This window comes from Streptomyces sp. CB00316 (genome assembly GCF_001905595.1).
Taxonomy (GTDB): Bacteria; Actinomycetota; Actinomycetes; order Streptomycetales; family Streptomycetaceae; genus Streptomyces.
This window is the reverse complement of record NZ_LIXI01000006.1, coordinates 173168-196903: the sequence shown is the minus strand read 5'-3', so window position 1 is coordinate 196903 and position 23736 is coordinate 173168. Positions and strand designations below refer to the sequence as shown.

At 71.7% G+C, this 23736-nt stretch carries 23 protein-coding genes and 1 pseudogene; 16 read left to right on the top strand and 8 right to left on the bottom strand.

The window, feature by feature from the left end; genetic code table 11:
- Window positions 1-18 precede the first annotated feature (18 nt).
- Window positions 19-519, bottom strand: a complete 501-nt coding sequence (locus AMK21_RS19140; RefSeq protein ID WP_073879500.1) for a GNAT family N-acetyltransferase — start codon at window positions 517-519, stop codon at window positions 19-21.
- Between the two features lie 51 nt (window positions 520-570).
- Here AMK21_RS19140 and AMK21_RS19135 point away from each other — a divergent pair, with 51 nt between their 5' ends.
- Window positions 571-1386: an exodeoxyribonuclease III gene (locus tag AMK21_RS19135; protein ID WP_073879498.1), complete on the top strand. Its 816-nt coding sequence runs from the start codon at window positions 571-573 to the stop codon at window positions 1384-1386.
- 6 nt (window positions 1387-1392) lie between these two features.
- Here AMK21_RS19135 and AMK21_RS19130 read toward each other — a convergent pair whose 3' ends face one another.
- Window positions 1393-2037 carry a MerR family transcriptional regulator gene (locus tag AMK21_RS19130; protein ID WP_073879496.1) on the bottom strand — a complete coding sequence of 215 codons (645 nt, stop codon included), beginning with the start codon at window positions 2035-2037 and terminating at the stop codon, window positions 1393-1395.
- Between the two features lie 170 nt (window positions 2038-2207).
- Here AMK21_RS19130 and AMK21_RS19125 point away from each other — a divergent pair, with 170 nt between their 5' ends.
- The 4 genes from AMK21_RS19125 to AMK21_RS19110 all read left to right on the top strand — a co-directional run bounded on the left by AMK21_RS19125 (window position 2208) and on the right by AMK21_RS19110 (window position 5975).
- Window positions 2208-3797: a flavin-containing monooxygenase gene (locus AMK21_RS19125; RefSeq protein WP_073879494.1), complete on the top strand. Its 1590-nt coding sequence runs from the start codon at window positions 2208-2210 to the stop codon at window positions 3795-3797.
- Window positions 3794-4759 (top strand): alpha/beta fold hydrolase, encoded by a 966-nt coding sequence (locus AMK21_RS19120; protein ID WP_073879492.1) that lies wholly within the window; start codon window positions 3794-3796, stop codon window positions 4757-4759. Before AMK21_RS19125 ends, AMK21_RS19120 begins: the two co-directional genes overlap by 4 nt.
- Complete coding sequence (locus AMK21_RS19115; protein WP_073879490.1) at window positions 4756-5649, top strand: SDR family oxidoreductase; 894 nt, start codon at window positions 4756-4758, stop codon at window positions 5647-5649. Before AMK21_RS19120 ends, AMK21_RS19115 begins: the two co-directional genes overlap by 4 nt.
- Window positions 5650-5759: 110 nt before the next feature.
- On the top strand, window positions 5760-5975 hold the full coding sequence (locus AMK21_RS19110; protein ID WP_073879488.1) for a hypothetical protein: 216 nt from the start codon (window positions 5760-5762) through the stop codon (window positions 5973-5975).
- Window positions 5976-6170: 195 nt separating this feature from the next.
- On the opposite strand, the gene AMK21_RS19105 is transcribed toward AMK21_RS19110, so the two are convergent.
- On the bottom strand, window positions 6171-9563 hold the full coding sequence (locus tag AMK21_RS19105) for a S41 family peptidase (protein ID WP_073879486.1): 3393 nt from the start codon (window positions 9561-9563) through the stop codon (window positions 6171-6173).
- A gap of 180 nt (window positions 9564-9743) precedes the next feature.
- Between AMK21_RS19105 and AMK21_RS19100 the strand changes: the two genes are divergently transcribed.
- Both AMK21_RS19100 and AMK21_RS19095 read left to right on the top strand, forming a co-directional pair.
- Window positions 9744-10316 carry a TetR/AcrR family transcriptional regulator gene (locus AMK21_RS19100; protein WP_073879484.1) on the top strand — a complete coding sequence of 191 codons (573 nt, stop codon included), beginning with the start codon at window positions 9744-9746 and terminating at the stop codon, window positions 10314-10316.
- Window positions 10317-10442: 126 nt separating this feature from the next.
- The gene (locus AMK21_RS19095) at window positions 10443-12671 is read left to right on the top strand and encodes an MMPL family transporter (RefSeq protein WP_073879482.1); all 2229 of its coding nucleotides are present in this window, start codon (window positions 10443-10445) and stop codon (window positions 12669-12671) included.
- 199 nt (window positions 12672-12870) lie between these two features.
- Here the strand turns inward: AMK21_RS19095 and AMK21_RS19090 are convergent, their stop codons facing one another.
- A complete protein-coding gene (locus AMK21_RS19090) occupies window positions 12871-13317 on the bottom strand; it encodes an SsgA family sporulation/cell division regulator (RefSeq protein ID WP_073879480.1) in 447 nt (148 codons plus the stop codon).
- Window positions 13318-13579: 262 nt separating this feature from the next.
- On the opposite strand from AMK21_RS19090, the gene AMK21_RS19085 reads away from it, so the two are divergent.
- The 6 genes and pseudogenes from AMK21_RS19085 to AMK21_RS36135 all read left to right on the top strand — a co-directional run.
- Window positions 13580-14641, top strand: coding sequence for an energy-coupling factor ABC transporter permease (locus AMK21_RS19085; protein WP_073879478.1), 1062 nt, complete (start codon window positions 13580-13582; stop codon window positions 14639-14641).
- Window position 14642: 1 nt separating this feature from the next.
- Window positions 14643-15404 (top strand): cobalt ECF transporter T component CbiQ, encoded by a 762-nt coding sequence (gene cbiQ, locus AMK21_RS19080; protein ID WP_073879476.1) that lies wholly within the window; start codon window positions 14643-14645, stop codon window positions 15402-15404.
- Window positions 15392-16177 (top strand): energy-coupling factor ABC transporter ATP-binding protein, encoded by a 786-nt coding sequence (locus tag AMK21_RS19075; RefSeq protein ID WP_073879474.1) that lies wholly within the window; start codon window positions 15392-15394, stop codon window positions 16175-16177. The genes cbiQ and AMK21_RS19075 overlap by 13 nt, the downstream gene beginning before the upstream one ends.
- A gap of 163 nt (window positions 16178-16340) precedes the next feature.
- Window positions 16341-17507, top strand: a complete 1167-nt coding sequence (locus AMK21_RS19070; protein WP_073879896.1) for a serine hydrolase domain-containing protein — start codon at window positions 16341-16343, stop codon at window positions 17505-17507.
- The gene (locus AMK21_RS19065; protein WP_073879472.1) at window positions 17504-18307 is read left to right on the top strand and encodes an SDR family NAD(P)-dependent oxidoreductase; all 804 of its coding nucleotides are present in this window, start codon (window positions 17504-17506) and stop codon (window positions 18305-18307) included. The genes AMK21_RS19070 and AMK21_RS19065 overlap by 4 nt, the downstream gene beginning before the upstream one ends.
- Window positions 18308-18347: 40 nt before the next feature.
- A pseudogene (locus tag AMK21_RS36135) lies at window positions 18348-18482 on the top strand (GNAT family N-acetyltransferase); the annotation flags it as partial.
- 87 nt (window positions 18483-18569) lie between these two features.
- Here AMK21_RS36135 and AMK21_RS19055 read toward each other — a convergent pair.
- The 4 genes from AMK21_RS19055 to AMK21_RS19040 form a co-directional block, all read right to left on the bottom strand.
- Window positions 18570-18743: a hypothetical protein gene (locus tag AMK21_RS19055; protein WP_234421976.1), complete on the bottom strand. Its 174-nt coding sequence runs from the start codon at window positions 18741-18743 to the stop codon at window positions 18570-18572.
- A 46-nt stretch (window positions 18744-18789) separates the two neighbouring features.
- The gene (locus tag AMK21_RS19050) at window positions 18790-19233 is read right to left on the bottom strand and encodes a GNAT family N-acetyltransferase (RefSeq protein ID WP_073879470.1); all 444 of its coding nucleotides are present in this window, start codon (window positions 19231-19233) and stop codon (window positions 18790-18792) included.
- Window positions 19234-19338: 105 nt separating this feature from the next.
- A complete protein-coding gene (locus tag AMK21_RS19045) occupies window positions 19339-20391 on the bottom strand; it encodes a hypothetical protein (protein WP_073879468.1) in 1053 nt (350 codons plus the stop codon).
- 324 nt (window positions 20392-20715) lie between these two features.
- On the bottom strand, window positions 20716-21153 hold the full coding sequence (locus AMK21_RS19040) for an ATP-binding protein (RefSeq protein ID WP_073879466.1): 438 nt from the start codon (window positions 21151-21153) through the stop codon (window positions 20716-20718).
- 164 nt (window positions 21154-21317) lie between these two features.
- Here AMK21_RS19040 and AMK21_RS19035 point away from each other — a divergent pair, with 164 nt between their 5' ends.
- From AMK21_RS19035 to AMK21_RS19025, 3 genes are all read left to right on the top strand, one after another.
- Window positions 21318-22196: a helix-turn-helix domain-containing protein gene (locus AMK21_RS19035; RefSeq protein ID WP_073879464.1), complete on the top strand. Its 879-nt coding sequence runs from the start codon at window positions 21318-21320 to the stop codon at window positions 22194-22196.
- Window positions 22193-22402 carry a DUF397 domain-containing protein gene (locus tag AMK21_RS19030; RefSeq protein ID WP_073879462.1) on the top strand — a complete coding sequence of 70 codons (210 nt, stop codon included), beginning with the start codon at window positions 22193-22195 and terminating at the stop codon, window positions 22400-22402. Before AMK21_RS19035 ends, AMK21_RS19030 begins: the two co-directional genes overlap by 4 nt.
- 308 nt (window positions 22403-22710) lie before the next feature.
- Entirely contained in the window at window positions 22711-23718 is a 1008-nt protein-coding gene (locus AMK21_RS19025) for a PucR family transcriptional regulator (protein ID WP_374194603.1), read from the top strand.
- Window positions 23719-23736 lie beyond the last annotated feature (18 nt).

The window sequence follows — 23736 nt, the reverse complement described above, 5'->3', positions numbered from 1 at the left end:
GCGGGCGAGAAGAACAGCTCACGGCTGCTGGAGCGGCTGTCGCAGCGGCTTGGCCATGCAGATGCTGCTCTCGTACTCCCGGTAGTGGCCGAACTTCTCCTCGCAGACCGTGTAGCCGCACGAGGTGTACAGCGCTATGGCCTCCGGCTGCTGGTCCCCGGTCTCCAGGACCATCCGGACCCGGCCCGCGGCCCGGGCGTCCTCCTCCAGGGCGGCGAGCATCCGGCGGGCCAGGCCCCGGCCGCGGCCCTCGGGGATCACGAACATCCGCTTGATCTCGGCGTCGCCGTCCGCGTAGCCCTCCGGGTTGCGGTCCTGCGTCCGCCAGCCACCGGTCGCCACCGGGCGCTCCAACTCGTCGTAGGCGAGCAGGTACAGACCGTGCGGCGGCTCGAACATGGCGGGGTCGAGGTAGGTGACATCGCCCTCGTCGCCGTAGCGCTCGGCGTATTCGAGCTGGACCTGGTCGTTGAGTTTGACGGCGTCGGGGTGGTCGAAGCGGGACGGGCGGATATTCATGCCGACTATCGTATATCTATCGGTAGGGGTGGAGGTGGGTACTGTTTCGGGATGCTGACCGTGACAACCGTGAATGTTAATGGGCTCCGCGCCGCCGCGAAGAAGGGCTTCGTGGAATGGCTGGCGGGCACCGACGCCGATGTGGTCTGCCTTCAGGAGGTCCGTGCCGAGCCGGGCCAGCTGGCCGAGGCGGTCCGTACCCCCGAGGGCTGGCACACCGTGCACGCCCCCGCCGCCGCCAAGGGGCGCGCCGGGGTCTCCCTCTACTCCCGCCAGGCGCCGGAGCGGGTCCAGATCGGTTTCGGCGGGTTCGACGTGCCCGGGGCCGAGGAGTTCGACGGGAGCGGCCGGTACGTCGAGATCGACCTCCCCGGCGTGACCGTCGCGAGCCTGTATCTGCCTTCCGGTGAGGTCGGCACGGAGCGGCAGGAGGAGAAGGAGCGCTTCATGGCGGCCTTCCTGCCCTACCTCCAGGGTCTGAGGGCGAGGGCGGCGGCTGGCGGGCGTGAGGTCGTGGTCTGCGGCGACTGGAACATCGCCCACCAGGAGGCCGATCTGAAGAACTGGAAGGCCAACCGGAAGAGTTCCGGCTTCCTCCCCGAGGAGCGGGCCTGGCTGACGCGGGTCTTCGCGGAGGCCGCGTACGTCGATGTCGTACGGCAGCTGCACCCGGATGTCGAGGGGCCGTACAGCTGGTGGTCCTACCGGGGGCGCGCCTTCGACAACGACGCGGGCTGGCGCATCGACTACCAGATCGCCACGCCGGGTCTCGCCGGGCGCGCGGTCAAGGCGTGGGTCGAGCGGGCCGCCACCCACGGCGAGCGCTGGAGCGACCATGCGCCGGTGACGGTCGTCTACGAGCGGTAGGTCCGGTCAGTCGGCTTTCGGGGGCTGCGTGCCGTCCTCGCGGCGCAGCCTCCGGTCCAGCGCCATCGACAGCTCCGCGTCCACCACCGCACGCGCCAGTGGCCGGAGTTGGGCCGGTTCGGTCTCCGCGGCATGGGCATGCAGTACGCGTACGAAGATTTCGGCGAGAGCGTCCGCGTGCTCGCGGACGCGTCGGCCCGAGGAGAGCACCGTGGCGAGCGGCACCCCTTCCCGTACGAGCTCCGCCGACACCTCCAGCAGGCGCCGGCTGATGTGGACGATCTCGTCCCCGTCGGTGGCGAGATAGCCCAGGTCCAGGGCGGTGGCCAGGTTCTCCGGGGTGACCTCGCCCTCGAAGTAGTCGGCGAGCTGTTCCGGGGTGAGCCGGACCGGGGTCTCCTCGGTCGGCTCGCCGAGCCCCAGCACCTCGGCGACATCGCGCCCGCTCTCGAAGGTGGCGGCCAGGTCCGCGATGCCGTTTAGGGTGTGGCCGCGCTCCAGCAGGCCCGTGATGGTCCGCAGACGGGCCAGGTGGTGGTCGTCGTACCAGGCGATCCGGCCCTCGCGGCGCGGCGGCGGGATCAGGCCGCGCTCCCGGTAGAAGCGCAGGGTCCGCACGGTGATGCCGGCCTCCTTGGCCAGCTCCTCCATGCGGTATTCGCGGTGCTCGCGTCCTTCAGCCACAGGGGCACCCTATGTTGTACCGCCAGTAACTTTCCTCGGTCCGACCCCTACCCATCGGTACGAGCCTGCTCTACTCTCCGAACCATGCCAGTGATTGCTGGCGTAATCACATGAACGTACCGCGGGGAGGCGGCAGCATGGCCCAGCAGGAACACGTACGTGTGGCGGTGATCGGAACCGGATTCGGGGGCCTCGGGGCCGCCGTCCGGCTGCGCCGCGAAGGCATCACCGATTTCGTCGTCCTGGAGCGGGCCGACTCGGTGGGCGGCACCTGGCGCGACAACAGCTATCCCGGCTGTGCCTGCGACGTACCGTCCCACCTCTACTCCTTCTCGTTCGCCCCCAACCCCGACTGGCCGCGCACCTTCTCCGGCCAGGAGCACATCCGGGCCTACCTGGAGCGCGTCGCCGACACCTTCGGGCTGCGCCCGCACATCCGGCTGAACCACGAGGTGAAGCTGATGAGCTGGGACAAGGAGAACCTGTACTGGGTGATCGAGTGCGCGGGTGGCACGACCCTGCGCGCGGATGTCGTCGTCTCCGCCACCGGGCCGCTCTCCGACCCCAAGACGCCGGACATACCCGGGCTCGACACCTTCCCCGGCAAGGTCTTCCACTCCGCGCGCTGGGACCACGACTACGACGTGGCCGGCAAGCGCGTCGCCATGGTCGGAACGGGCGCCTCCGCCATCCAGATCGTCCCGGCGATCCAGCCGAAGACCGCGAAGCTCACGCTCTTCCAGCGCACGCCGCCGTGGGTCATGCCGCGCATGGACCGCACCATCAGCAAGGCCGAGCGCGCACTGCACCGGGCGATACCCGCCACCGGCACCGCACGGCGCGGACTGCTCTGGGGCATAAGGGAGTTGCAGGTCAGCGCGTTCACCAAGCACCCCGACCAGCTCGGCCTGGTGGAGAAGCTGGCCAAGTCCAACATGGCGCGGGCCGTCAAGGACCCCGCTCTGCGCGCCAAGTTGACCCCCGACTACCGCATCGGCTGCAAACGCATCCTGCTCTCCAGCACCTACTACCCGGCCCTCGCCCAGCCCAATGTGGATGTGGTGGCCTCCGGGCTCAGTGAAGTACGCGGCAGCACGCTGGTCGCCGCCGACGGCAGCGAGGCCGAGGTCGACGCGATCATCTTCGGCACCGGCTTCCATGTGACGGACATGCCGATCGCGGAGCGGGTCGTCGGCGAGGAGGGCATCACGCTCGCCGAGTCCTGGAAGGACGGGATGAACTCGCTGCGCGGCGCGACCGCCGCCGGGTTCCCCAACTGGATGACGATCATCGGCCCCAACACGGGCCTCGGGAACTCCTCGATGATCCTGATGATCGAGTCCCAGCTGAACTACATGGCCGACTACCTGCGGCAGCTGAACGTGCTCGGCGGCCGCGCGGCGCTCGGCGCCCGCTCCACCGCAGTCACCGCTTGGAACGACAAGGTCCAGGAGCGGATGAAGCGCACGGTGTGGAACACCGGCGGCTGCACCAGCTGGTACCTGGACGCGGAGGGCCGCAACACGACGGTCTGGCCGGGCACGACGGGCGAGTTCCGGCGGCAGACGCGGTCGGTGGACCTCGCGGAGTACGACGTCATCCGGGCGGCCGCGAAGCCGGGCGCCGGGCGGCTGGGCGGGAGCGGGCTCGTGCTGGAGCAGCCGGGTCGCGGTGAGCGCGAGGTCGTGGAAGCCGGCGGGCCGGTCGTCGAGGAGGGTGCCCGATGAGCCGGCTCCTGCACCGCGACGACGCCCCGCCCGTCCCCGCGAGCGAACTCTTCGTCACGTCCGCCGACGGCTCCCGCATCCACGTCGAGCTGCACGGCCCCGAGGACGCCCCCGCGGTGGTCCTGGCCCACGGCTGGACCTGCAACACCCACTTCTGGGCCGCGCAGATCCGGGGCCTCGCCGCCGACCACCGCGTCATCGCCTACGACCAGCGCGGCCACGGCCTCACCCCCGAGCCCGGCCCCGGCGGCTACAGCGTCAACGCGCTCGCCGACGACCTGGAAGCGGTGCTCGCCGCCACCCTCGCTCCCGGGCGGAAGGCGGTGCTGGCCGGGCACTCCATGGGCGGGATGACGCTGATGGCCGCGGCCCGCCGCCCCGGCCTTCGCGAACACGCCGCAGCGGTCCTCCTCTGCTCCACCGGCAGCGGCCGGCTGACCGCCGAGGCCCTTGTGCTGCCGCTGCGGGCGAGCGCGTTCCGGACCCGGCTCACCGCCGCGGTCCTGGGGGCGAAGGCGCCGCTGGGGCCGGTCAACCCGGTCTCGAAGCGTGTCCTCAAGTACGCCACCATGGGCGCCGGTTCGGCCCCGGAGCGGGTCGACGTCTGCGCCCGGATCGTGCACGCCTGTCCGCGCCGCGCACGGGTGGGATGGGGGCATGTGCTCGCCGAGCTGGACGTGACGGCGGACGTGCGCGAACTGCGGGTGCCGACGGCGGTCATCGCCGGTACGGACGACCGGCTCACCCCGCCGGTGCACGCGCGGGCCATCGCGGCGGCGCTGCCGGTCGGCCTCGGGCTGACCGAGCTGGCCGGCATGGGGCACATGACGCCGTTGGAGGCCCCGGAGGCCGTGACGGCGAAGCTCAGGGAACTGACCACCCGGTACGTCGCAGCCCCGACGGCCACCGACGGCGCCACGGACCCCACGGCCGCCACGTCCGAGAAGGAGGATGTCGCATGAGCAGCAGGCGGAGTCTGGAGGGCCAGGTCGTCGTCGTCACCGGCGCGGCCCGGGGCGTGGGCGAGCTGCTGGCCCGCAAGCTGTCGGCGCGCGGGGCGACGCTGGCGCTCGTGGGCCTGGAGCCGGACGAGCTGAAGAAGGTCTCCGAGCGGCTGCACGGCGAGAGCGACCACTGGTTCGCCGATGTCACCGACCACACGGCGATGGCCCAGGTGGCGCGCGAGGTCAAGGAGCGGTTCGGCAAGGTCGACGTGGTCGTCGCCAACGCCGGGGTCGCCTCGGGCGGCCCGTTCGTCGACTCGGACCCGGACGCCTGGCGGCGGGTCATCGAGGTGAACCTGATCGGCGGGGCGGTCACCGGGCGGGCGTTCCTGCCGGTGCTGATGGAGAGCCGCGGCTACTTCCTCCAGATAGCGTCGCTGGCCGCGGTCACCCCGGCGCCGATGATGACGGCGTACTGCGCCTCCAAGTCGGGCGTGGAGGCGTTCGCGCACAGCCTGCGTGCCGAGGTCGGCTACAAGGGCGTCAAGGTCGGCGTCGGCTACCTCTCCTGGACCGACACCGACATGGTGCGCGGCGCCGACCAGGACGACGTGATGCGGGAGTTGCGCCAGCGGCTGCCGTGGCCGATGAACCGTACGTACCCGCTCGGCCCGGCCGTCGAGCGCATCGTGGACGGGATCGCGCGGCGCTCCCCGCACGTGTACGCCCAGTGGTGGCTGCGCGGGATGCAGTCGGTCCGCGGGTACCTGCCCTCGGTCATCGCGATCGGCGGACAGCGCGAGATGCGGCGCTTCGAGCCGCGGCTGCACACGGTGTCGAAGGGGCTGGTGGGGGCCGGGGGAGCGGCGGACCAGGACGCGCGTGCGGGGCGTACTGACCGTCCGTGACGGTCGGTAGCGGTCCGAAATGCGCGGGATGTCGGGGCGTGTAACGCTGAGCACGGCCCCGTTGGGGGCCATTCCACACGTACCCCAGGCATCCCACAGGAGTGAACAGCATGGGTATCGCAGACCAGTTCAAGGACAAGGCGCAGGACCTCGCCGACCAGGCCAAGCAGAAGGCCGGCCAGGGCAAGGACGAGGCCCAGGAGCGGGGCTCGAAGGGTCGCGACCGCAACCGCGACCAGCGGCAGCGCGGCTCCGACGCGTCGACCGGCCTGCGGGACCGGGCTCAGGACGCGACGGACCAGGCGCGCGAGCGCTTCGACCGTTGACGGTCGCTGAGGTGTGACGCGTGCGCGCTGCGCCGTGCGCGTGCGTGCGCGTCGCGTCAGGAGGCGCATCCGGGTGACCGGATGCGCCTCCTTCTTGCTGTCCGGAGTCTGCTCCGCCGGGTGACGGACTACGAGCGGCGACGGAAGACCCCCGCCCCTCCCGCGATTGAGGAGCGGGGGCCGGGGCTCGGGGGCTCAGCCGCTCCTCGGCGGCAGCGGCGGCCTTCGCAGGTTCGGGGCGGTGTCGTACGACGGCGGGGTCGAGGCCGGGTGGGCCGCCAGGAGGTCCAGGGCGACCCGCACCGCGTCGTCGAGGACCGCGTACCGGCCCTCCGCCCAGTCCAGCGGGGTGCGCAGTGCCTGCACGTCCGGTTCCACGCCGTGGTTCTCCACCGACCAGCCGTACGTGTCGAACCAGGCGGCGTTCATCGGGACGGTGATCACCGTGCCGTCGCCGAGGCGGTGGCGGCCGGTCATGCCGACCACCCCGCCCCACGTCCGCTGGCCCACCACCGGCCCCAGCTTCAGCAGCCGGAACGCGGCGGTGATCATGTCGCCGTCGGAGGATGTCGCCTCGTCGGCGAGGGCGACGACGGGCCCCCTCGGCGCGTTGGAGGCGTAGCTCACCGCTTGGGCGTTGCGGGTCAGGTCCCAGCCGAGGATCTTGCGGGTGAGCTTCTCGACGACCAGCTCGCTGATGTGGCCGCCCGCGTTGCCCCGTACGTCCACGATCAGAGCGGGGCGGGAGACCTCCAGGCGCAGGTCCCGGTTGAACTGGGCCCAGCCGGAGCCGCCCATGTCCGGGATGTGCAGGTAGCCGCACTTGCCGCCGCTCAACTCCCGTACGACATCACGCCGTTTGGCCACCCAGTCCTGGTAGCGCAGGGGGCGCTCGTCCATCAGGGGCATGATCGCCACCCGGCGCGAGGGGCCGCCGCCCGCCGGGGTGAACGTCAGCTCCACCGTGGTGCCGCCCGCCGCCGTCAGCAGCGGGAACGGGCCCGTCACCGGGTCCACCGGGCGGCCGTCCACGTGTGTGAGGACCGCGCCCTCCCTGATCCCCGTACCGGCCAGCGGGGAGCGCGCCTTGGAGTCCGATGAGTCGCCGGGCAGGATGCGCTGGAGCGTCCAGGCGCCGTCCCGGCACACCAGGTTGGCGCCGAGCAGGCCGATCGCGCGCTGGTAGTGCGGCGGGCCCTCGTTGCGGCGGGCGGGGGAGACGTAGGCGTGCGAGGTGCCCAGCTCGCCCAGCACCTCGCGCAGCAGGTCCGCGAACTCGTCGGGGGAGGCCACCCGTTCGACCAGCGGGCGGTACTGGTCCAGCACCCCGCCCCAGTCGACGCCGCACATGTCCGGCTCCCAGAAGTAGGAGCGGATGATCCGGCCCGCCTCCCCGTACGCCTGTCGCCACTCCGCCCCCGGGTCCACCTCGTGCAGGATGCGGCGCAGGTCCAGGTAGACGGTGGAGTCGGTGTCGCCCGGCTCGGTCGCGGGCAGGGCGCGCAGCTCGCCGTCGTCCATCACCACCAGGCGCGAGCAGTCGCCGCTGACCGCGAACCAGTCTAGGTGGTCGACCAGTTCGGTCTTCCGGGCCTTCGCGATGTTGAAGTGCTCCAGCGTCGGCCGCCCCGACATGTCGGCCGGGTTCGCGAACGTCTCGCCCAGTGCCCCCGAGATCGGCCAGCGCAGCCAGACCAGCCCGCCGCCGCTCACCGGGTGCAGCGCCGAGTACTTGGAGGCGGAGACCGGGAACGGCGTCACCCGGCTCTCCAGGCCCTCGAACTCGACCATGACCGTGGACCCTTCGCCCGTACCCCCTCCCTCCGGTACGTCCACCGGGTCCAGGCCGCCCGCCGCCGGCCGCCCGTCCGGGGAGAGCGCGAAGGGCGAGGGAGTGGCCGAGGAGAGCGGGACCAGGTAGGGGCGGCAGCCGAGCGGGAAGGAGAGGTCGCCGGTGTGGACGTCGTACACCGGGTCGAAGCCCCGCCAGGACAGGAACGCGAGGTAGCGGCCGTCCTCCGTGAAGACCGGGTTCTCGTCCTCGAAGCGGCCGTTGGTGACGTCCACGATCACCGGGGCGCCGGGGCCGGAGATCCGGGCCAGCTTGATCTGCCGCAGCGAGCGGCCGATGCCCGGGTGCGACCAGGTCAGCCAGTCGCCGTCGGGCGAGAAGGCCAGGTCGCGGACGGGCCCGTTGACCGAGCGGATCAGCTCGGTGAGGCCGGGGTGTTCGTCGACCGGGGCCGCGCTGTCCAGGGGTGCCGCGCCCGTCGCCGCGTAGAGGTCGGCGCGGGTGGAGCCGCTGGAAGCCCGCTCCGCCGCCGTCTCCCCGCCCGTGCCCTCCCCCGTGTCCAGGAGCAGCAGCCGCCCGTCGTTCGAGGCGATGGCGAGGCGTTCGCCGTCCGGGTCGGAGACCATCTCCTGCACCCGGCCGAGCTGTCCCGAGGCGAGCCGGCGCGGGGCCCGGTCGCCGCTGGCGCGCGGCAGGTAGGCGATCTCCACCGCGTCCTCGCCGTCCGCGTCGGTGACGTACGCGACCTGCCCCCTGCTGCCGAGCATCTCCGGCAGCCGCACCCGCACCCCCGGGGTGTCGCTGATGGTGCGGGCGGGGCCGTCGCGGTGGGTGAGCCAGTAGAGGCTGCCGCGTACGGTGACGGCGCTGGCCCGGCCCGTCTCGTCGACCGAGAGTGAGTCGACGTTGCTGGCGGCGGGCACCTGGTGGCGGCGCCGGCCGGTGCGCGGGCCGCCGAGCCGTACCTCCAGCTTGCGCGGGGTGGCGTCCGGCGACTCCAGGTCGTCGACCAGCCAGAGGTCGCCGGCGCACTGGTAGACGACCCGGTGGCCGTCGCTCGCGGCGTTGCGGGCGTAGAAGGCGTCGTGGTCGGTGTGGCGGCGCAGATCGGTGCCGTCGGTCCGGCAGGAGTAGAGGTTGCCGACGCCCTCGTGGTCGGAGAGGAACGCGATGCGCCGGCCGACGAACATGGGCGAGGCGAGGTGGCCGTCGATGTCCGGCAGCAGCCGCTCGCCGTGCAGCCAGAGGCGGCCCATGGCCCCGCCCCGGTAGCGCTTCCAGGCGGCCGGTTCGTGCGGGGGCGTGCCGGTGAGGAGCAGGGTGCGGCGCTCGCCGTCGAGGTCGGCGACGGCGATGTCGGAGACCGGGCCCCAGGGGAGCTTGCCGCCCGGGCTGCCGTCGGTGGGGACGCTGTAGGCCCAGGAGAAGTACGAGAACGGCTGGTTGTGCGAGGAGACGGCGAGGATCTGGGAGGCGTCGGCCGGGTCGGGGCTCCAGCCGCAGACCCGGGCGTCGGTCGAGCCCCAGTAGGTGAGCCGGCGGGCCGGACCGCCGTCGGCCGGGGCGAGGTGGATCTCGGGGTCGAGCGTGCGCCAGGTCGTGTAGGCGATGGAGGTGCCGTCGGGCGAGAAGCGGGGGTGGCTGACCCGGGTGCGGTCGACGGTCACCCGCCAGGCCCGTCCCGGTCGGTGGCCCGCCGGCGCGAGGGGGGAGACCCAGAGGTCGTCCTCGGCGGCGAAGCAGAGCATGTCCTGGTGGAGGTGCGGGAACCGGAGATACGCGACGTCGTCACTCACTCCTCAATGCTTTCCGCGCGAGGGGCCCGGGGCAACTTGTGGTGCAGCCCACAAGCGAAACGATTTCGTTTCGCTGGGCGGGAGGGGTACGGTTCAGGTGTACGAAACAGTTTCGTTCGATGGTGAGCGGGACATCGGGCCGGTGGAAAGAGCCGGCAGAGATGCGAAGGAGGTCGGCACATGGCACGCACCAGGCTGACCCCCGAGCGTGAGGGCGAACTCTACGAGTCCGTCCTCGACCTGCTCCGCGAGGTCGGCTACGACGCCCTGACCATGGACGCCATCGCCGCCCGTACCCGGTCCAGCAAGGCCACTCTCTACCGCCAGTGGGGCTCCAAGCCCGAGCTGGTCGCCAGGGCGCTGCGGCACAGCAAGCCGGGGAGCCTCGCCGACATCGACACCGGTTCGCTGCGCGGGGACTTCCACGCCGCGCTGAGCCGGACCGACGACTGCCAGATGGAGAAGGACGCCGCGCTGATGCGGGGTCTGAGCCATGCCGTCCACGAGTACCCCGAGCTGCTCCAGGCCCTGCGCGAGCTCTTGATCGAACCGGAGATGACCGGTCTCGACGAGTTGCTCCAGCGGGCGGTGGCCCGGGGTGAGCTGAGTGCGGACAACCCCGCGCTGAAGTACATCCCGCACATGCTGATCGGCGCCGTGGCGGCCCGACAGCTGATCGAGGACCGTCCGGTCGACCAGGCGTTCCTCACCGACTACGTGGATTCCGTGGTTCTCCCCGCCCTCGGAGTCTGACGTCCCCGTCCCACCCGCACGGCCCTCTCCCCGACGCTGCACCTGACCCCTGACGCGCCGCTCTCGTCGTCGGGCCGGTTCCTCACGCCCATTCCACTCACACGACCTGACCGGGAGTACGCCCCCGTGGCCACTTTCCTCTACAAGCTCGGACGGCTCGCCTTCCGGCGCCGCCGCTATGTCGCCCTTGTCTGGGTGGCACTGCTGGCGCTCGCCGGGTTCGGCGCGGCCTCCGCGTCCACCGCCACCTCCAGTTCCTTCTCCATCCCCGGTACGGAGGCGCAGCGCGCCTTCGACCTGCTGGAACAGCGCTTCCCCGGCACCAGTGCCGACGGGGCCACCGCCCGGGTCGTCTTCAAGGCGCCCGAGGGCGAGAAGGTGACCGACTCGGCCAACAAGAGCGAGATCCAGGGCATCGTCAAGGAGCTGAGCTCCGGCTCGGACCAGATCGCCTCGGTCGCCGACCCGTTCGAGGCGCGGGCCGTGAGCCAGGACGGTTCGACGGCGTACGTCTCGGTCTCGTACAAGGTCAACTCCATGGAGCTGACCGACCAGACCACCGACGCCCTGAAGGACGCGGGCACGGACGCGCAGAGCAGCGGCATGAAGGTGGAGATCGGCGGTGACGCGCTCCAGGTCCTGCCGCACACCGGAGCCGCCGAGATCATCGGTGTCGCCATCGCCGCAGTGGTCCTGGTCATCACCTTCGGCTCGCTGATAGCGGCCGGGCTGCCGCTGCTGACCGCCCTGATCGGGGTCGGTATCGGGGTCTCGCTGATCACGGCGCTCGCCAACGTCCTGGACCTCGGCTCCACCACCTCGACGCTCGCCATGATGATCGGCCTCGCGGTCGGCATCGACTACGCGCTCTTCATCGTCTCCCGCTACCGCGCCGAACTGGCCGAGGGCCGGGAGCGCGAGGAAGCCGCCGGACGGGCGGTCGGTACGGCCGGCTCCGCCGTCGTCTTCGCGGGCCTGACCGTGGTCATCGCCCTGGTGGGTCTGGCGGTCGTCAACATCCCGATGCTGACGAAGATGGGCTTCGCCGCCGCCGGTACCGTCGCGATCGCCGTGGTCATCGCCCTCACCCTCGTCCCGGCCCTGCTGGGCTTCGCGGGCAAGCGGGTCATGGGCCGCAAGGCGCGCAAGGCCGCCGAGGCGGAGAACCGTCCCGAGGCCAAGCCGAACATGGGCACCCGCTGGGCGCGGTTCGTGCTGCGCAGGCCGGTCTGGGTCCTGCTGGTCGGGGTCCTCGGCCTCGGTGTCATCGCCGTACCGGCCGCCTCGCTGGAGATGGGCCTGCCCGACGACGGCGCCCAGCCGAAGTCGACCACGCAGCGCCAGGCGTACGACATGCTCTCCGACGGCTTCGGCCCCGGGTTCAACGGCCCGCTGATGGTCGTCACGGACGGCAAGGGCAGCTCCGACCCGAAGGCCGCGGCCGCGCGGGTCGCCGAGGAGATCGAGCGGATCGGCGTCGTCGCCGTCACCCCGGCCACGTTCAACAAGGCCGGCGACACCGCGATGATCACGGTCATCCCGAAGGACCGGCCGTCCTCGCACGCCACGGAGGAGGTCGTCCACGACATCCGTGACGTGGGCAAGGACATCAAGGCGGACACCGGGGCCGAGGTCCTGGTCACCGGCGCCACGGCGATGAACATCGACTTCTCGCAGAAGATGAACGACGCGCTGCTGCCCTACCTGGCGCTCGTCGTCGGTCTCGCGTTCCTCCTGCTGATGCTGGTCTTCCGCTCGATCCTCGTCCCGCTGAAGGCGGCCCTCGGCTTCCTGCTCTCGGTGGTCGCGGCTCTCGGCGCGGTCGTCGCGGTCTTCCAGTGGGGCTGGCTCGGCTCGCTCTTCGGGGTCGAGCAGACCGGTCCGATCATGAGCATGATGCCGATCTTCATGGTCGGGGTGGTCTTCGGTCTCGCGATGGACTACGAGGTCTTCCTCGTCACCCGGATGCGCGAGGCGTACGTCCACGGCGAGAGCCCCGGCCAGGCCATCGTGACCGGCTTCAAGCACGGCGCACGGGTGGTCACGGCAGCGGCCGTGATCATGATGGCGGTCTTCGCCGGCTTCATCGGCTCCAGCGAGCAGATGATCAAGATGATCGGCTTCTCGCTCGCCGTCGCCGTCCTGTTCGACGCGTTCGTGGTGCGCATGGCGATCGTTCCGGCCGTCCTGGCCCTGCTGGGCAGGCGGGCCTGGTGGCTGCCGCGCTGGCTGGACCGGGCGCTGCCCAACGTGGACGTGGAGGGCGAGAAGCTGCAGAAGCAGCTGACGGAGGATCCCGCCGACTCCGGTTCCGAGGGCGGTGACGGCGGCGAGCGCGAGCTCGTACGCGTCTGAGCCAACGGATCCAGTTGGACGGATCCAGCTGTACGTGGGGGCTCCGCGGAGCCGTTCGAGTCCCCTCTGAGCCCCCGGGGACCGCGTCCGAGCGGAGCGCGGCCCCGGGAGCGCCGGTTACCTGTGGGGACGGGGGACCGGGGCACGGAGAAGGCCCCCGTGCGGGGGCCTTCTCCGTGTGCTTTTTCCTCCGGCCGCCTCAGCCGCGGGCCGCCGGCGCGCCCTGCTCCGGGCGGGTGGCGGCAGTGGGGGCGGCGGTGGTCGTGGTCCGGGACGGGCGCTTCTCCGAGGTCCCGTCCGACGGCGTGGCCGTGGCCGGGGCCTGCGCGCGGGTGCGGGCGAGGAAGCGGATCAGCGTCCTGATCTCGAACTGGAACACCTCGACCCCGTCCGTCGAGTGCAGCTCCACGATCAGCTGCGTACGGCCGCAGGGCCAGACCCGGACGGCGCCGCGCTCGATCGGGGTGCGCAGACCGCGTTCCAGGAGGTCACGGCCGAACGCCCAGTCGGTGCCGCCGGGCAGGGTGATGTGGACGGTGCGCGGATCGTCGGCGGCGTCGTAGCGCAGGTCGACGGGGACCGGGCGGGTCAGAGGGCCATCGGTGATGAGCCGGGCGCGTGCATGTTCTTCGATCACAGGGGACATAGGCCGGCTCCTCCTATATGTGTATTTCTGCCCTCTAATGTCCCATATTTTACGGAAATGGCACGATGGGCGTCCGCTCACCGTGACAGCAGGTGAGGCTCAGGGCCTCATCGACCGTGCACGCCACGCAGGTGCCGGGTGCCAGCTCTTGCATATGGTTCGCAGGAGAGCACTATTATTGATGGGTTCATGACCCCGCCCGCAGAGCCGCGTCCACGCGGACGCGGACGCCGTGCGGAACCGCAGGAAGCGGAGCCTCCCCATGCATGTACCCGATGGTTTCATCGATGCACCTGTCTCCGTCGCCGCCGGGGCGTTCGCCGCCGGCGCGGTAGCCGTCAGCCTCCGTGGCGCGCGCCGCGAACTGGACGAGCGCACCGCTCCGCTCGCCGGTCTGGTGGCCGCGTTCATCTTCGCCGTGCAGATGCTGAACTTCCCGGTGGCCGCCGGTACCAGCGGCCACCTGATGGGAGGGGCGCTGGCCGCGATCCTGGTCGGGCCCTATACGGCGGTGCTCTGCCTGGCGGTGGTGCTGCTGATGCAGGGCATCTTCTTCGCGGACGGCGGCCTCACCGCGCTCGGCGTGAACATCACCGTCATGGGCGTGGTCACCGTCCTCGTCGCGTACGGCCTGTTCCGCCTGCTCACCGGCCTCCTGCCGCGCACGCGCCGGTCCGCGACCGCCTCGGCGTTCGTCGCGGCCCTGGTCTCCGTACCCGCGTCGGCCGCCGCTTTCACGCTGCTCTACCGGGTCGGCGGCACCACCGACATCCCGATCGGCAAGGTCTTCACGGCCATGGTCGGCGTGCACGTCCTGATCGGGATCGGTGAGGCGGTCATCACCGCGCTGACCGTCGGCGCCGTCCTCGCCGTCCGCCCCGACCTCGTCCACGGCGTCCAGGGCCTGACCGCCCCCCTCAAGCTCCGGATCGACGGCGAACTGGTCGACGCCCCGGCCGCGACGCGCGAACCGGAGCCCGCTTCCGCCCCCGCCCGGTCCACGCGCGGGGTCTGGATCACCGGCCTGGTCTCGGCCCTATTCCTCGCCGGGTTCGTCTCCTTCTACGCCTCGGCCAGCCCCGACGGCCTGGAGCGGGTCGCCGCCGACCAGGGCATCGACGAGAAGGCGGAGGAGCACGGCGCGGCCGACTCCCCGCTCGCCGACTACGGGGTCGGCGACATCGCCGACGCCCGGCTCTCCGGCGGCCTCGCCGGGGTGATCGGCGTCAGCGCCACGGTGGTCGTGGGCACGGGCGTCTTCTGGGTGGTGCGCCGGCGCAAGGAGGCGCCCATCGAGGCGTCCCGCGAACACGAGAACGCCTGACATGGGAGCGGGCCACGTTCACAAGCTCTACCGGCACGGCCACAGCCCGGTCCACCGGCTGCCCCCGCACTGCAAACTGGCCGCCGTCTTCGGCTTCGTGCTCGTGGTCGTCTCCACCCCGCGCGAGGCGATGTGGGCCTTCGGCCTGTACGCGGCGCTCCTCGCGGCCGTCGCGGCGGTGGCCCGCATCCCGGCCGGCTTCCTCCTCGGACGGCTGGTCATCGAGGTGCCGTTCGTCGCGTTCGCGCTGCTCATGCCGTTCGTGGTGCCCGGCGAGCAGACGACCGTGCTCGGCGTCCCGGTCAGCGTCCCCGGCCTGTGGGGCGCCTGGAACGTGCTGGCCAAGGCCACCCTCGGCGTCGCCGCCTCGGTGCTCCTGGCCTCCACCACCGAGCTGCGAGCCGTCCTGCTGGGCCTCCAGCGGCTGAAGCTGCCCCCGCTGCTGGTCCAGATCGCGTCGTTCATGATCCGGTACGGGGACGTCATCACCGACGAGATGCGGCGCATGTCGATCGCCCGCCGCTCCCGGGGGTTCGAGGCGCGCGGCGTACGGCAGTGGGGCGTCCTGGCGACCTCGATGGGCGCCCTGTTCATCCGCTCGTACGAGCGTGGCGAGCGCGTCCACCTCGCCATGGTCAGCCGGGGCTACGCGGGCACGATGCCGGTGATCGACGAGGTGACGGCGGACCGGACCCAATGGGCGTACGCGGCGGCCCTCCCCGTACTCGCGCTCGCCGTCTGTCTGCTGGGATGGGCCCTGTGACTTCTTCTCCCGCAGCCCAGGAGCCGCTCTCGCTCGACGTCAGCGGCCTCGCCTACGCCTACCCCGACGGCCACCAGGCCCTCTTCGGGGTGAACCTCACCGTGGAGCGCGGTGAACGCGTCGCGGTCCTCGGGCCCAACGGCGCGGGCAAGACCACGCTCGTCCTGCACCTCAACGGCATCCTGGAGGCGGGCTCCGGCACGGTCCATGTCGCCGGGCTCCCGGTGGCCAAGCGGAACCTCGCGGAGATCCGCCGCCGGGTCGGCATCGTCTTCCAGGACCCGGACGACCAGCTGTTCATGCCCACGGTCCGCGAAGACGTCGCGTTCGGCCCAGCTTCGGCGGGCCTGCGCGGCCCCGAGCTGGAGGAGCGGGTCCTGCGGGCGCTGAAGCAGGTGGGTATGGAGGAGTACGTGGGCCGCCCGCCGCACCACCTGTCCTTCGGCCAGCGCCGCCGTGTCGCCGTGGCGACCGTCCTCGCGATGGAGCCGGAGATCCTGGTCCTGGACGAGCCCTCGTCCAACCTGGACCCGGCCTCGCGCCGCGAACTGGCGGACATCCTGCGCTCGTTGGACGTGACGGTGCTGATGGTCACGCACGACCTGCCGTACGCGCTGGAGCTCTGCCCGCGCGCGGTGATCCTCAGCGAGGGCGTGATCGCGGCCGACGGCCGTACGCAGGAGCTGCTGTGCGAAGAGGAGTTGATGCGGGCGCACCGGCTGGAGCTGCCGTTCGGCTTCGACCCGCGCTCGGTGACCGTTCCGTCGCCGTGACCGGTCACCGTTCCGTCGCCGTAAACAGCTCGTGACAGCCTGAAGGCACCGCCGCCCCGGCGACCGCGCACCCCACCCGGCCGTGCACCATGGGGGGATGAGTGGGAGCGCGGGCGCGGGCACATCGGCGGGTACGGGAACAGGCGTGGACGTGAGCGTGGACGTGGACGTACGGGGCACGGTGGCCCCCGGGTTCGAACCGGTCCAGGACGCCTTCGTCCGCAACTTCGAGCAGCGGGGCGAGCGCGGCGCGGCCGTCGCCGTCTACCGGGACGGGCGCAAGGTCGTCGACCTGTGGGCCGGTACGAGGGATGTGGACGGTACCGAACCGTGGGCCGTCGACACCGTCCAGATCGTGCGCTCGGCGGGCAAGGGCATCGCCGCCGCAGTCCCCCTCCTGCTCCACCAGCGCGGGCAGGTGGACCTGGACGCCCCGGTCTCCACGTACTGGCCGGAGTTCAAGGCGAACGGGAAGGAACGCGTCCTGGTCCGCGACCTCCTGGCCCACCGCGCCGGGGTCCCGGCCCTGGACCGCGCCCTCACGCCCGCCGAGGCCGTGGACGGGGTCTCCGGGCCGGCGGCCGTCGCCGCGCAGCGACCGGAGTGGGAGCCGGGCACGGACCACGGCTACCACGCCCAGACGTACAGCTGGCTCATCGCCGAACTGATCCGCCGCGCCACCGGCCGCACCATCGGCCGCTGGATCGCGGAGGAGATCGCGCGCCCGCTCGGCCTGGACTTCTGGTTCGGGCTCCCGCCCGACGAGGCCCACCGCATCGGCCGCATCGGCCCGGTGGAGCCCCCGGCCCCGCCGGAGGCATCCGGCGCCCTGCGCGTCCGCCCCAAGCGCTCGGTGGTCGAGGCCTACCGCGACCCGGACTCCCTCACCCGGCGGGCGTTCGGCGCGATCGACCCGTTGCCCGACGAGAACGACGCCGCCTACCGTACGGCGGAACTCCCCGCCTCCAACGGCATCGCGACCGCCCGGGGCCTGGCCCACTGCTACGCCGCGATGATCGGCCCGGTCGACGGCCACCGCCGCCTCTTCGCCCCCGCCACCCTCACCCTGGCCCGCACGGAGGAGTCTGCGGGCCCCGACCGGGTCCTTGTCGTCAGCACCCGCTTCGGCCTCGGCTACATGCTGCACGGCCCGGCGGCCCCGCTGCTGGGCCCCGGCTCGTTCGGCCACCCGGGCCGGGGCGGCTCGCTCGGCTTCGCGGACCCGGAGTCGGGCATCGCGCTGGGCTACGTCACCAACGGCCTCCAGAAGGGGGTCACGGCCGACCCCCGTGCCCAGGCGCTGGTCAGGGCAGTACGGTCGGCGCTATGACACCTGCGACGCCCGGGACACGAGCCCGCTTCGATGGATACAGCGTCCTGATCACCGCCGCCGGCCAGGGCATCGGCGCGGCAACGGCCCACCGCCTGGCTGCGGAAGGCGCCTCGGTCCTCGTCACCGACCTGGACGCGAAGCGCGCGTCCGACACGGCGGCGGCGATACGCGAGGCGGGCGGCGCGGCCGACGCCCTGGCCTGCGACGTGGCGGACCGGACGGCGGTGGAGGCGGCGGTGGCGTACGCGGTCGCGACCTTCGGCCGCCTGGACGTCCTGGTCAACAACGCGTACGCGGCAAGCGACGACGCCAAGCTCTTCGAGGACGAGCTGGACGAGACCTGGGAGCGCGACCTGGACATCACCCTCTCCGGCCCGTTCCGCTGCGCCCGCGCCGCGCTGCCGCACCTGGTGGCCTCGGGTCGGGGCGCGATCGTCACCATCGGCTCGGTCAACGGCGAGCAGGACTTCGGCGGCCACGCGTACAGCGCCGCGAAGGCGGGCCTGGCGAGCCTGACCCGTACGCTGGCGGGCCACGCGGGCCCGCGCGGCGTACGGGTCAACCTGGTGGCGCCCGGCACGATCCGCACCGGCGCCTGGTCCGGCCGCGACGCGGAGTTGGAGCGCGCGGCCGCGCTCTACCCGCTCGGCCGGGTCGGCACCCCCGAGGACATCGCGTCCGCCGTCGCCTTCCTCGCCTCCTCCGACGCGTCGTGGATCACGGGGACGACGCTGCGGGTGGACGGCGGGATCCTCGCGGTGAACACGGGCTTCCGCCAGGCGATGACCCAGCCGTAATCCCCTGGCCGGGCGCCGCACACCGCTCTACCCTCCCCGCATGATCATCACGTACGGACACACCGACAAGGCGGGCCGCCCCGTCACCCTCCACGAGGTGGACGCGGACAACTGGCGGGCGGTCGCCGACTGCGCCCCCCGCGACGACCAGCGCGACCGGGTCCCGGCCCTGGCCCGCCCGCTGCGGCCTCGGTGTTGGCGAACCGGAGGTCGTACTCATCACCGACCGGTGGCGGTGCCGCCCGGTCTCCGCGCTTAGGCCTCACTCGGCGGTGCCAGGTGCTGGAACGGGGCCGAGATCGCCCTCGTGGTCGCGGGTGAGGATCGCGAGGAGGGCAGGGTCGGCGTAGACCTCGGCGCTGTGCCGCCACTGCGTGAGCAGCAGGGCGATGGGAGCCAGATTGTCGAGCGCGACGGCCCCGCTTGCCGTGGCCACCAGCTCGGAGATCAGGGTGTCGATGTCGGGCTTCGCCCCCGGAGGTCTACTGCTCCGGGCGCAGGATCATCAGCCGCCCGGGATCGGGTACGGGGACGAAGCCGACCTTCGCGTACAGCTCGTGGGCGTCGACCGTGGAGAGCATCGTCCGCTTGAGTTCGTACGGGGCGAGGTGGTCGCGGACGGCGGTGGCCAGCCGGGCTCCGAGCCCCCGGCCGCGATGCGCGGGCGCCACGTAGACGTCGCAGAGCCAGGCGAAGGTCGCCCGGTCCGTGACGACGCGGGCGTAGGCGGCCTGCGTCCCGTCAGCGTCGTACACCCCGAAGTTGAGTGATCCCTGTATGGACCGCTCGACGGTCTCGCGGCTGCGGCCGAGCGCCCAGAAGGCGTCCGTGGAGAGCCAGTGGTGCACGAGGCCGACGTCGAGGCGGTCCGGATCGGTGTCGATCTCGTACCCGCCCCCGCCTTTGCTGTTCCTGCTGGTTGCCATGGGCGGGGATGGTAGTCGTGCTCCTCAGGCGAGCGCCGTGAAGGGTCTCCCAGGGGCACAGGTAAGCCCGCCTCGCCCGTGTGGCCGGGTCACGGCCTCCAAGCCTCAGGCGGCGGCTTGCGTCTCTTCGTTGCGGCAGTCGCGGCAGTGGCCGGGGGTGGGGGAGCGGAAGGCGCGTTCGCAGCCGTCGCAGGTCTGGAAGGGGGTGACGGTGACGCGTGGGCGGGCGGGGGCGGCGAGTTCGCGGGGGCCGGGGAGGGGCGGGGGGATGAGGGTGGTGAGGCGGTGTCTGACGAATTGGTAGGGGTGTTTGACGGGCTCGGGTGCTGCGGTGGTGAGGGTGTGGCGGATGGCGTCGGGGTGGGTGTCGCGTTCGAGCCAGGCGGCGACTCCGGGGACGAGCTTCCGGACGTGTTCTTCGGAGAGGGTGAAGTCGGGTGAGTGGCGGCGTAGGTCGCTGAGGAGTGCGGTGGAGATACGGGCCAGTTCGGGGGTGAGTTCGCGGGGTCGGGGGAGGGGTGGGCGCCGGGGTTTGGGAGCGGTGGGGGGCGGTACGAGGGGGGCGGAGCGGGCGGGGGGTTCCGGGGCGGGTGCCTGGGGTGGGGGCAGTTCGAACGCCGGCAGGGGGAGAGGCAGAGGCTGCGGCTCGGGATCGGGATCGGGGTCGGGGTCGGGAGCGGGCGGTTCGGGTGCGTGCACCGGCTCGGCTTCCGGCGCCTGCACCGGTGCCGGAATCTCCCTCACGGTGGGCGGCCGCTGAGGTGGGGCGGCCGTGGCCCGGGGCCGCAGCAGCGCCGCGGGCTGGTTGCAGAACACGGTGCGGGTGACGATCCGGCCGTTCGGCAGGCGGGTGCGGGCCCGTTGCAGGTAGCCGTGCGCTTCCAACTCGCGCAGGGCGGCCGCGATGAGCTTCTCCCCCTCGGGGAAGCGGGCGGCGAGCGCCTTGACGCCGACCTCGGTGCCCTGGGGCAGCGACTGGATGCGTACGGCGAAACCGACGGCGGCGGTGCTGAGGCCGGGGTGCTGGGCGAGGTCGTTGCCGACGACGGTGAAGCGGTCGCTGTGCCGGATGACGACGTGGATCACGCCACGGGCCGGGAGAGGCCCGGGAAGCTCTGTCAGGGCGCGCGTGAGCGCAGTATTCTGCGGGGTATCCATCGGGAAGGTATCGCTTCCTTGGTGGTCAGGCCCTCGATCGGGATTGCAGTCCCGGCCGGGGGCCGACGTATGTGCTGGTCTGGTGGCGTGAGCATATGCCGGGCAACCGGTGCGAAATCCAGCTGAGTTGGCAAACCTCACCCGTGTGGGTGACGCGCCCCCGGGATGCGTCAGGTGCAGGACGGGTTGGGTGGGGTGGGGTTCTTTCTCCTGGTTCTTTGAGTAGTTGATGTCCCGCGTCGCCGCGTCGCGGTCGCGCACGATCCGGTGGGCGGGTTTCGCGGGGTCACCGGATCGCGCTGCCGCACGACCCGGTCGAGATCGTCACCGTACGAGGTCGATCTCGGCCCAGACGGTCTTGCGCGGTACGGGGCCGTGGACGACGCCCCAGTGGTCCGCCAGGGCCTCCACGATGAGGAGCCCGCGCCCGCTCTCCGCGTGATCGTCCTCGGGCGCCTTGACGGCACCCGGCCCGGGCGGAACGCTGTCGCCCCGGGTGTCGGTGACCTCGATCCGCAGCGTCTGCCCGCTGACGGCGAGGCCGAGTTGGAAGTCCCGGCCCGGTACGCGGCCGTGGACCGAGGCGTTCGCCGCCAGCTCGGCGACGATGTGTGCGGCCCTCTCCGAGGGAAGCCCCCAGGCGCCGAGATGGGCCACGGTGAGCAGCCGGGCGAGCCGGGCGCCTCGGCGGGTGGGGGAGAGCAGGACGGTGAACGCTCGTTCGGTGAAGGGGCGTTGGGTGCGGAGGACTTCTTGGTTCATGTCACTCAGCGTGGCCGTCTCTGCGTACCGTGAACAGTGACGGAGCCCTTGCGTACGGTGAGTGTCTGGGGCTTGTCCCGTGTTGTCCTGGCTGTCTGGAGTGACGTGCCGGGAACGGTCGCTGTTGAGGGAAGAACGGCACGCACGTCGGAAGTGGGGCTCGCATGAGCGTGGTTGGCGACGGTACGGAGCGCGGGGACGCCGGGGTGGACGAGCCCGGCTGGGAGGTCGACCCGGATGACGAGCCGGGCGCTGCGGTGGTCGCCGCCGTGGGCCGCCAGATCAAGGCGTGGCGCGAGGCGGCGGGAATGCGGGCGGCGGAGTTCGGCACGGCGATGGGGTACAGCGAGGACCTCATCTACAAGGTGGAGGGCGGCCGGCGCATCCCCCGCCCGGAGTTCATGGACGGGGCGGACGTGGTGCTGGGGGCGGCCGGGAAGCTCGCGGCGATGAAGACGGACATCGCGGAGGTGCGGTACCCGAAGAAGATCCGGGACTTGGCAAAGTTGGAAGCCAGGGCAGTTGAGGTGGAGGCCTACCACAACCACAACATCAACGGTCTGTTGCAGACCGAAGGGCATATGCGCGCCCTGTTCGCCTCGTGGCTTCCCGCCTACACGACGGACGAGATGGATCGCATGGTGGCGGCTCGCCTCGCCCGCCAGTCCATCTTCGAACGTGATCCACTCCCGACGCTCAGTTTTGTCCAGGAAGAGGTGACGATTCGGCGCCCCGTCGGAGGCAGAATGGTGTGGCGCCGACAACTCGAACGCCTTCTGGAGATTGGGGAGATGCGGAATGTGGCGATCCAGGTGATGCCGACCGACCGCGAGGAACACCCCGGGACCGGCGGGCTGATCGAAGTGCTGAAGTTCCCCGACGGCAGTGCGGTGGGACGGTCCGAGGGAGCATTCGGCGGGCGGCCGGTCTCCGACCCGAAGCAGCTCAGAATCATTGAGTCGCGCTGTGGGATGATCCGGGCGCAGGCTCTCAACCCTCGGGAGTCGCGGGCCTTCATCGAGCAAGTGCTGGGAGAGACATGATCCAGAAGCCCTCTGCCGGGGACGCTTCCGAGCTGGAGTGGATCAAGAGCAGCTACAGCAGCAGCGGCGACGGCAATGACTGCGTCGAGGTCGCAACCGCCCCGGACGCGGTCCACGTCCGCGACTCCAAGAGCCCCCACGGCCCCCGCCTCACCGTCACCCCCGCCGCGTGGACCGGATTCGTCCCCTACGCCGCAGGGCGCTGATCCTTCGCCCGCCATTATGATGCGGGCAACGCGTCGCGACAGGCGCTGGTGTGCCGGGAAGCCTGGTCGGCGTCGGAGGGGCGGCCGTCCCTCCGCCTGCCGAGCCCCGGGAAGGCGTCCGTCGTGGCCGAAAGCCCGCACCAGCGCGCGAGATCTCCGCATCCACCACCGCCCCTGAAGAGGCCTCGTTCCTGCGGTGGCCGATGAAGCCGCCTCAGAACCGGCGACGGCCTGACGCGTATGTACCGCGGGAAGCGGGGAGCCTCCCGTCGGCCCGTGTCCGGACGTATCCCCGCTACGAAGCCCTGTTGGCCACGGCAGCGGCAACGGGCCAGGAGCCCGACGCGACCGAGGTGGAACGGCTTCGTTCCTTCGGCGAAGAGGCTGCCGTCAACGGCACCACGCTGCGGGCCCTGGTCGTGCACCATCTCACCCTGACCCGGGCCGCCTGGCCGGCCGGGGCCACAGGTGCCGACCGCGTGCTCGGCGCCGTGCAACTGGCCGTCGAAGCGCTCTGCGAGGGCTACGAGCGCGCCCAGCAGCTCGCCGTCCGCGAACAGGAGGCGGCACGGAGGGAATTCATCGACGACTTGCTGTACGGGCGCGGCGAGCCGGTGTTTCTGGCCGAACGAGCGGAACAGTTCGGCCTGCGGTTCTCCCACGCCCATGCCGTGGCCGTCGCCGAAGGTCCCGCCCCCTATACCGAGGGGGACCCGGTCCCCCGTCGTGTGGAGAGCGCCGTCAACGGTCGTTTCGGCGAGCGCAGCATCCTCCTCACCACCAAGGACGGCCGGCTGATCTGCATTTCGCCCGGGGACCAGCAGGACGTTCTCACGCACTTCGCCAAACAGGCCTATGCCGCCACGGACGGCGGACGGGCCGCGATCGGACGGCCGCACCCGGGTGCGGGGGGCGTCGTCCACTCGTACCAGGAAGCCCTGCAAGCCCTGGACGTGGCAAGCCGCATCGGCCTGGACGACCCGGTGCTGTACGCGGCGGGTCTTCTCGTCTACCCGGTGCTGACGCGGGACCGTCAGGCCATGGCGGATCTGGTCCGGACCACCCTCGGGCCCCTCCTCAAGGCCCGTGGGGGGCCGGAGCACCACCTGGCGACCCTCACCGCCTACTTCGACGCGGGTTGCGTGACCACTCAGGCGGCCCGGCACCTCTCCTTGAGCGTCCGTGCACTCACGTACCGCCTGGAACGCATCCACCAGCTCACCGGATCCGACCCGACCGACCCTCGGCACCGCTACACCCTGCAGACAGCAGTCATCGGAGCGCGCATCCTCGACTGGCCCGCGCACGGGCCGTAGTCGACCGCAAGGTGTGTT

Coding starts and splice junctions, on each gene's coding strand:
- AMK21_RS19140 (WP_073879500.1), bottom strand. CDS start 519: ATGAATATCCGCCCGTCCCGCTTCGACCACCCCGACGCCGTCAAACTC.
- AMK21_RS19135 (WP_073879498.1), top strand. CDS start 571: ATGCTGACCGTGACAACCGTGAATGTTAATGGGCTCCGCGCCGCCGCG.
- AMK21_RS19130 (WP_073879496.1), bottom strand. CDS start 2,037: ATGGAGGAGCTGGCCAAGGAGGCCGGCATCACCGTGCGGACCCTGCGC.
- AMK21_RS19125 (WP_073879494.1), top strand. CDS start 2,208: ATGGCCCAGCAGGAACACGTACGTGTGGCGGTGATCGGAACCGGATTC.
- AMK21_RS19120 (WP_073879492.1), top strand. CDS start 3,794: ATGAGCCGGCTCCTGCACCGCGACGACGCCCCGCCCGTCCCCGCGAGC.
- AMK21_RS19115 (WP_073879490.1), top strand. CDS start 4,756: ATGAGCAGCAGGCGGAGTCTGGAGGGCCAGGTCGTCGTCGTCACCGGC.
- AMK21_RS19110 (WP_073879488.1), top strand. CDS start 5,760: ATGGGTATCGCAGACCAGTTCAAGGACAAGGCGCAGGACCTCGCCGAC.
- AMK21_RS19100 (WP_073879484.1), top strand. CDS start 9,744: ATGGCACGCACCAGGCTGACCCCCGAGCGTGAGGGCGAACTCTACGAG.
- AMK21_RS19090 (WP_073879480.1), bottom strand. CDS start 13,317: ATGTCCCCTGTGATCGAAGAACATGCACGCGCCCGGCTCATCACCGAT.
- AMK21_RS19085 (WP_073879478.1), top strand. CDS start 13,580: ATGCATGTACCCGATGGTTTCATCGATGCACCTGTCTCCGTCGCCGCC.
- cbiQ (WP_073879476.1), top strand. CDS start 14,643: ATGGGAGCGGGCCACGTTCACAAGCTCTACCGGCACGGCCACAGCCCG.
- AMK21_RS19075 (WP_073879474.1), top strand. CDS start 15,392: ATGGGCCCTGTGACTTCTTCTCCCGCAGCCCAGGAGCCGCTCTCGCTC.
- AMK21_RS19065 (WP_073879472.1), top strand. CDS start 17,504: ATGACACCTGCGACGCCCGGGACACGAGCCCGCTTCGATGGATACAGC.
- AMK21_RS19050 (WP_073879470.1), bottom strand. CDS start 19,233: ATGGCAACCAGCAGGAACAGCAAAGGCGGGGGCGGGTACGAGATCGAC.
- AMK21_RS19045 (WP_073879468.1), bottom strand. CDS start 20,391: ATGGATACCCCGCAGAATACTGCGCTCACGCGCGCCCTGACAGAGCTT.
- AMK21_RS19040 (WP_073879466.1), bottom strand. CDS start 21,153: ATGAACCAAGAAGTCCTCCGCACCCAACGCCCCTTCACCGAACGAGCG.
- AMK21_RS19035 (WP_073879464.1), top strand. CDS start 21,318: ATGAGCGTGGTTGGCGACGGTACGGAGCGCGGGGACGCCGGGGTGGAC.
- AMK21_RS19030 (WP_073879462.1), top strand. CDS start 22,193: ATGATCCAGAAGCCCTCTGCCGGGGACGCTTCCGAGCTGGAGTGGATC.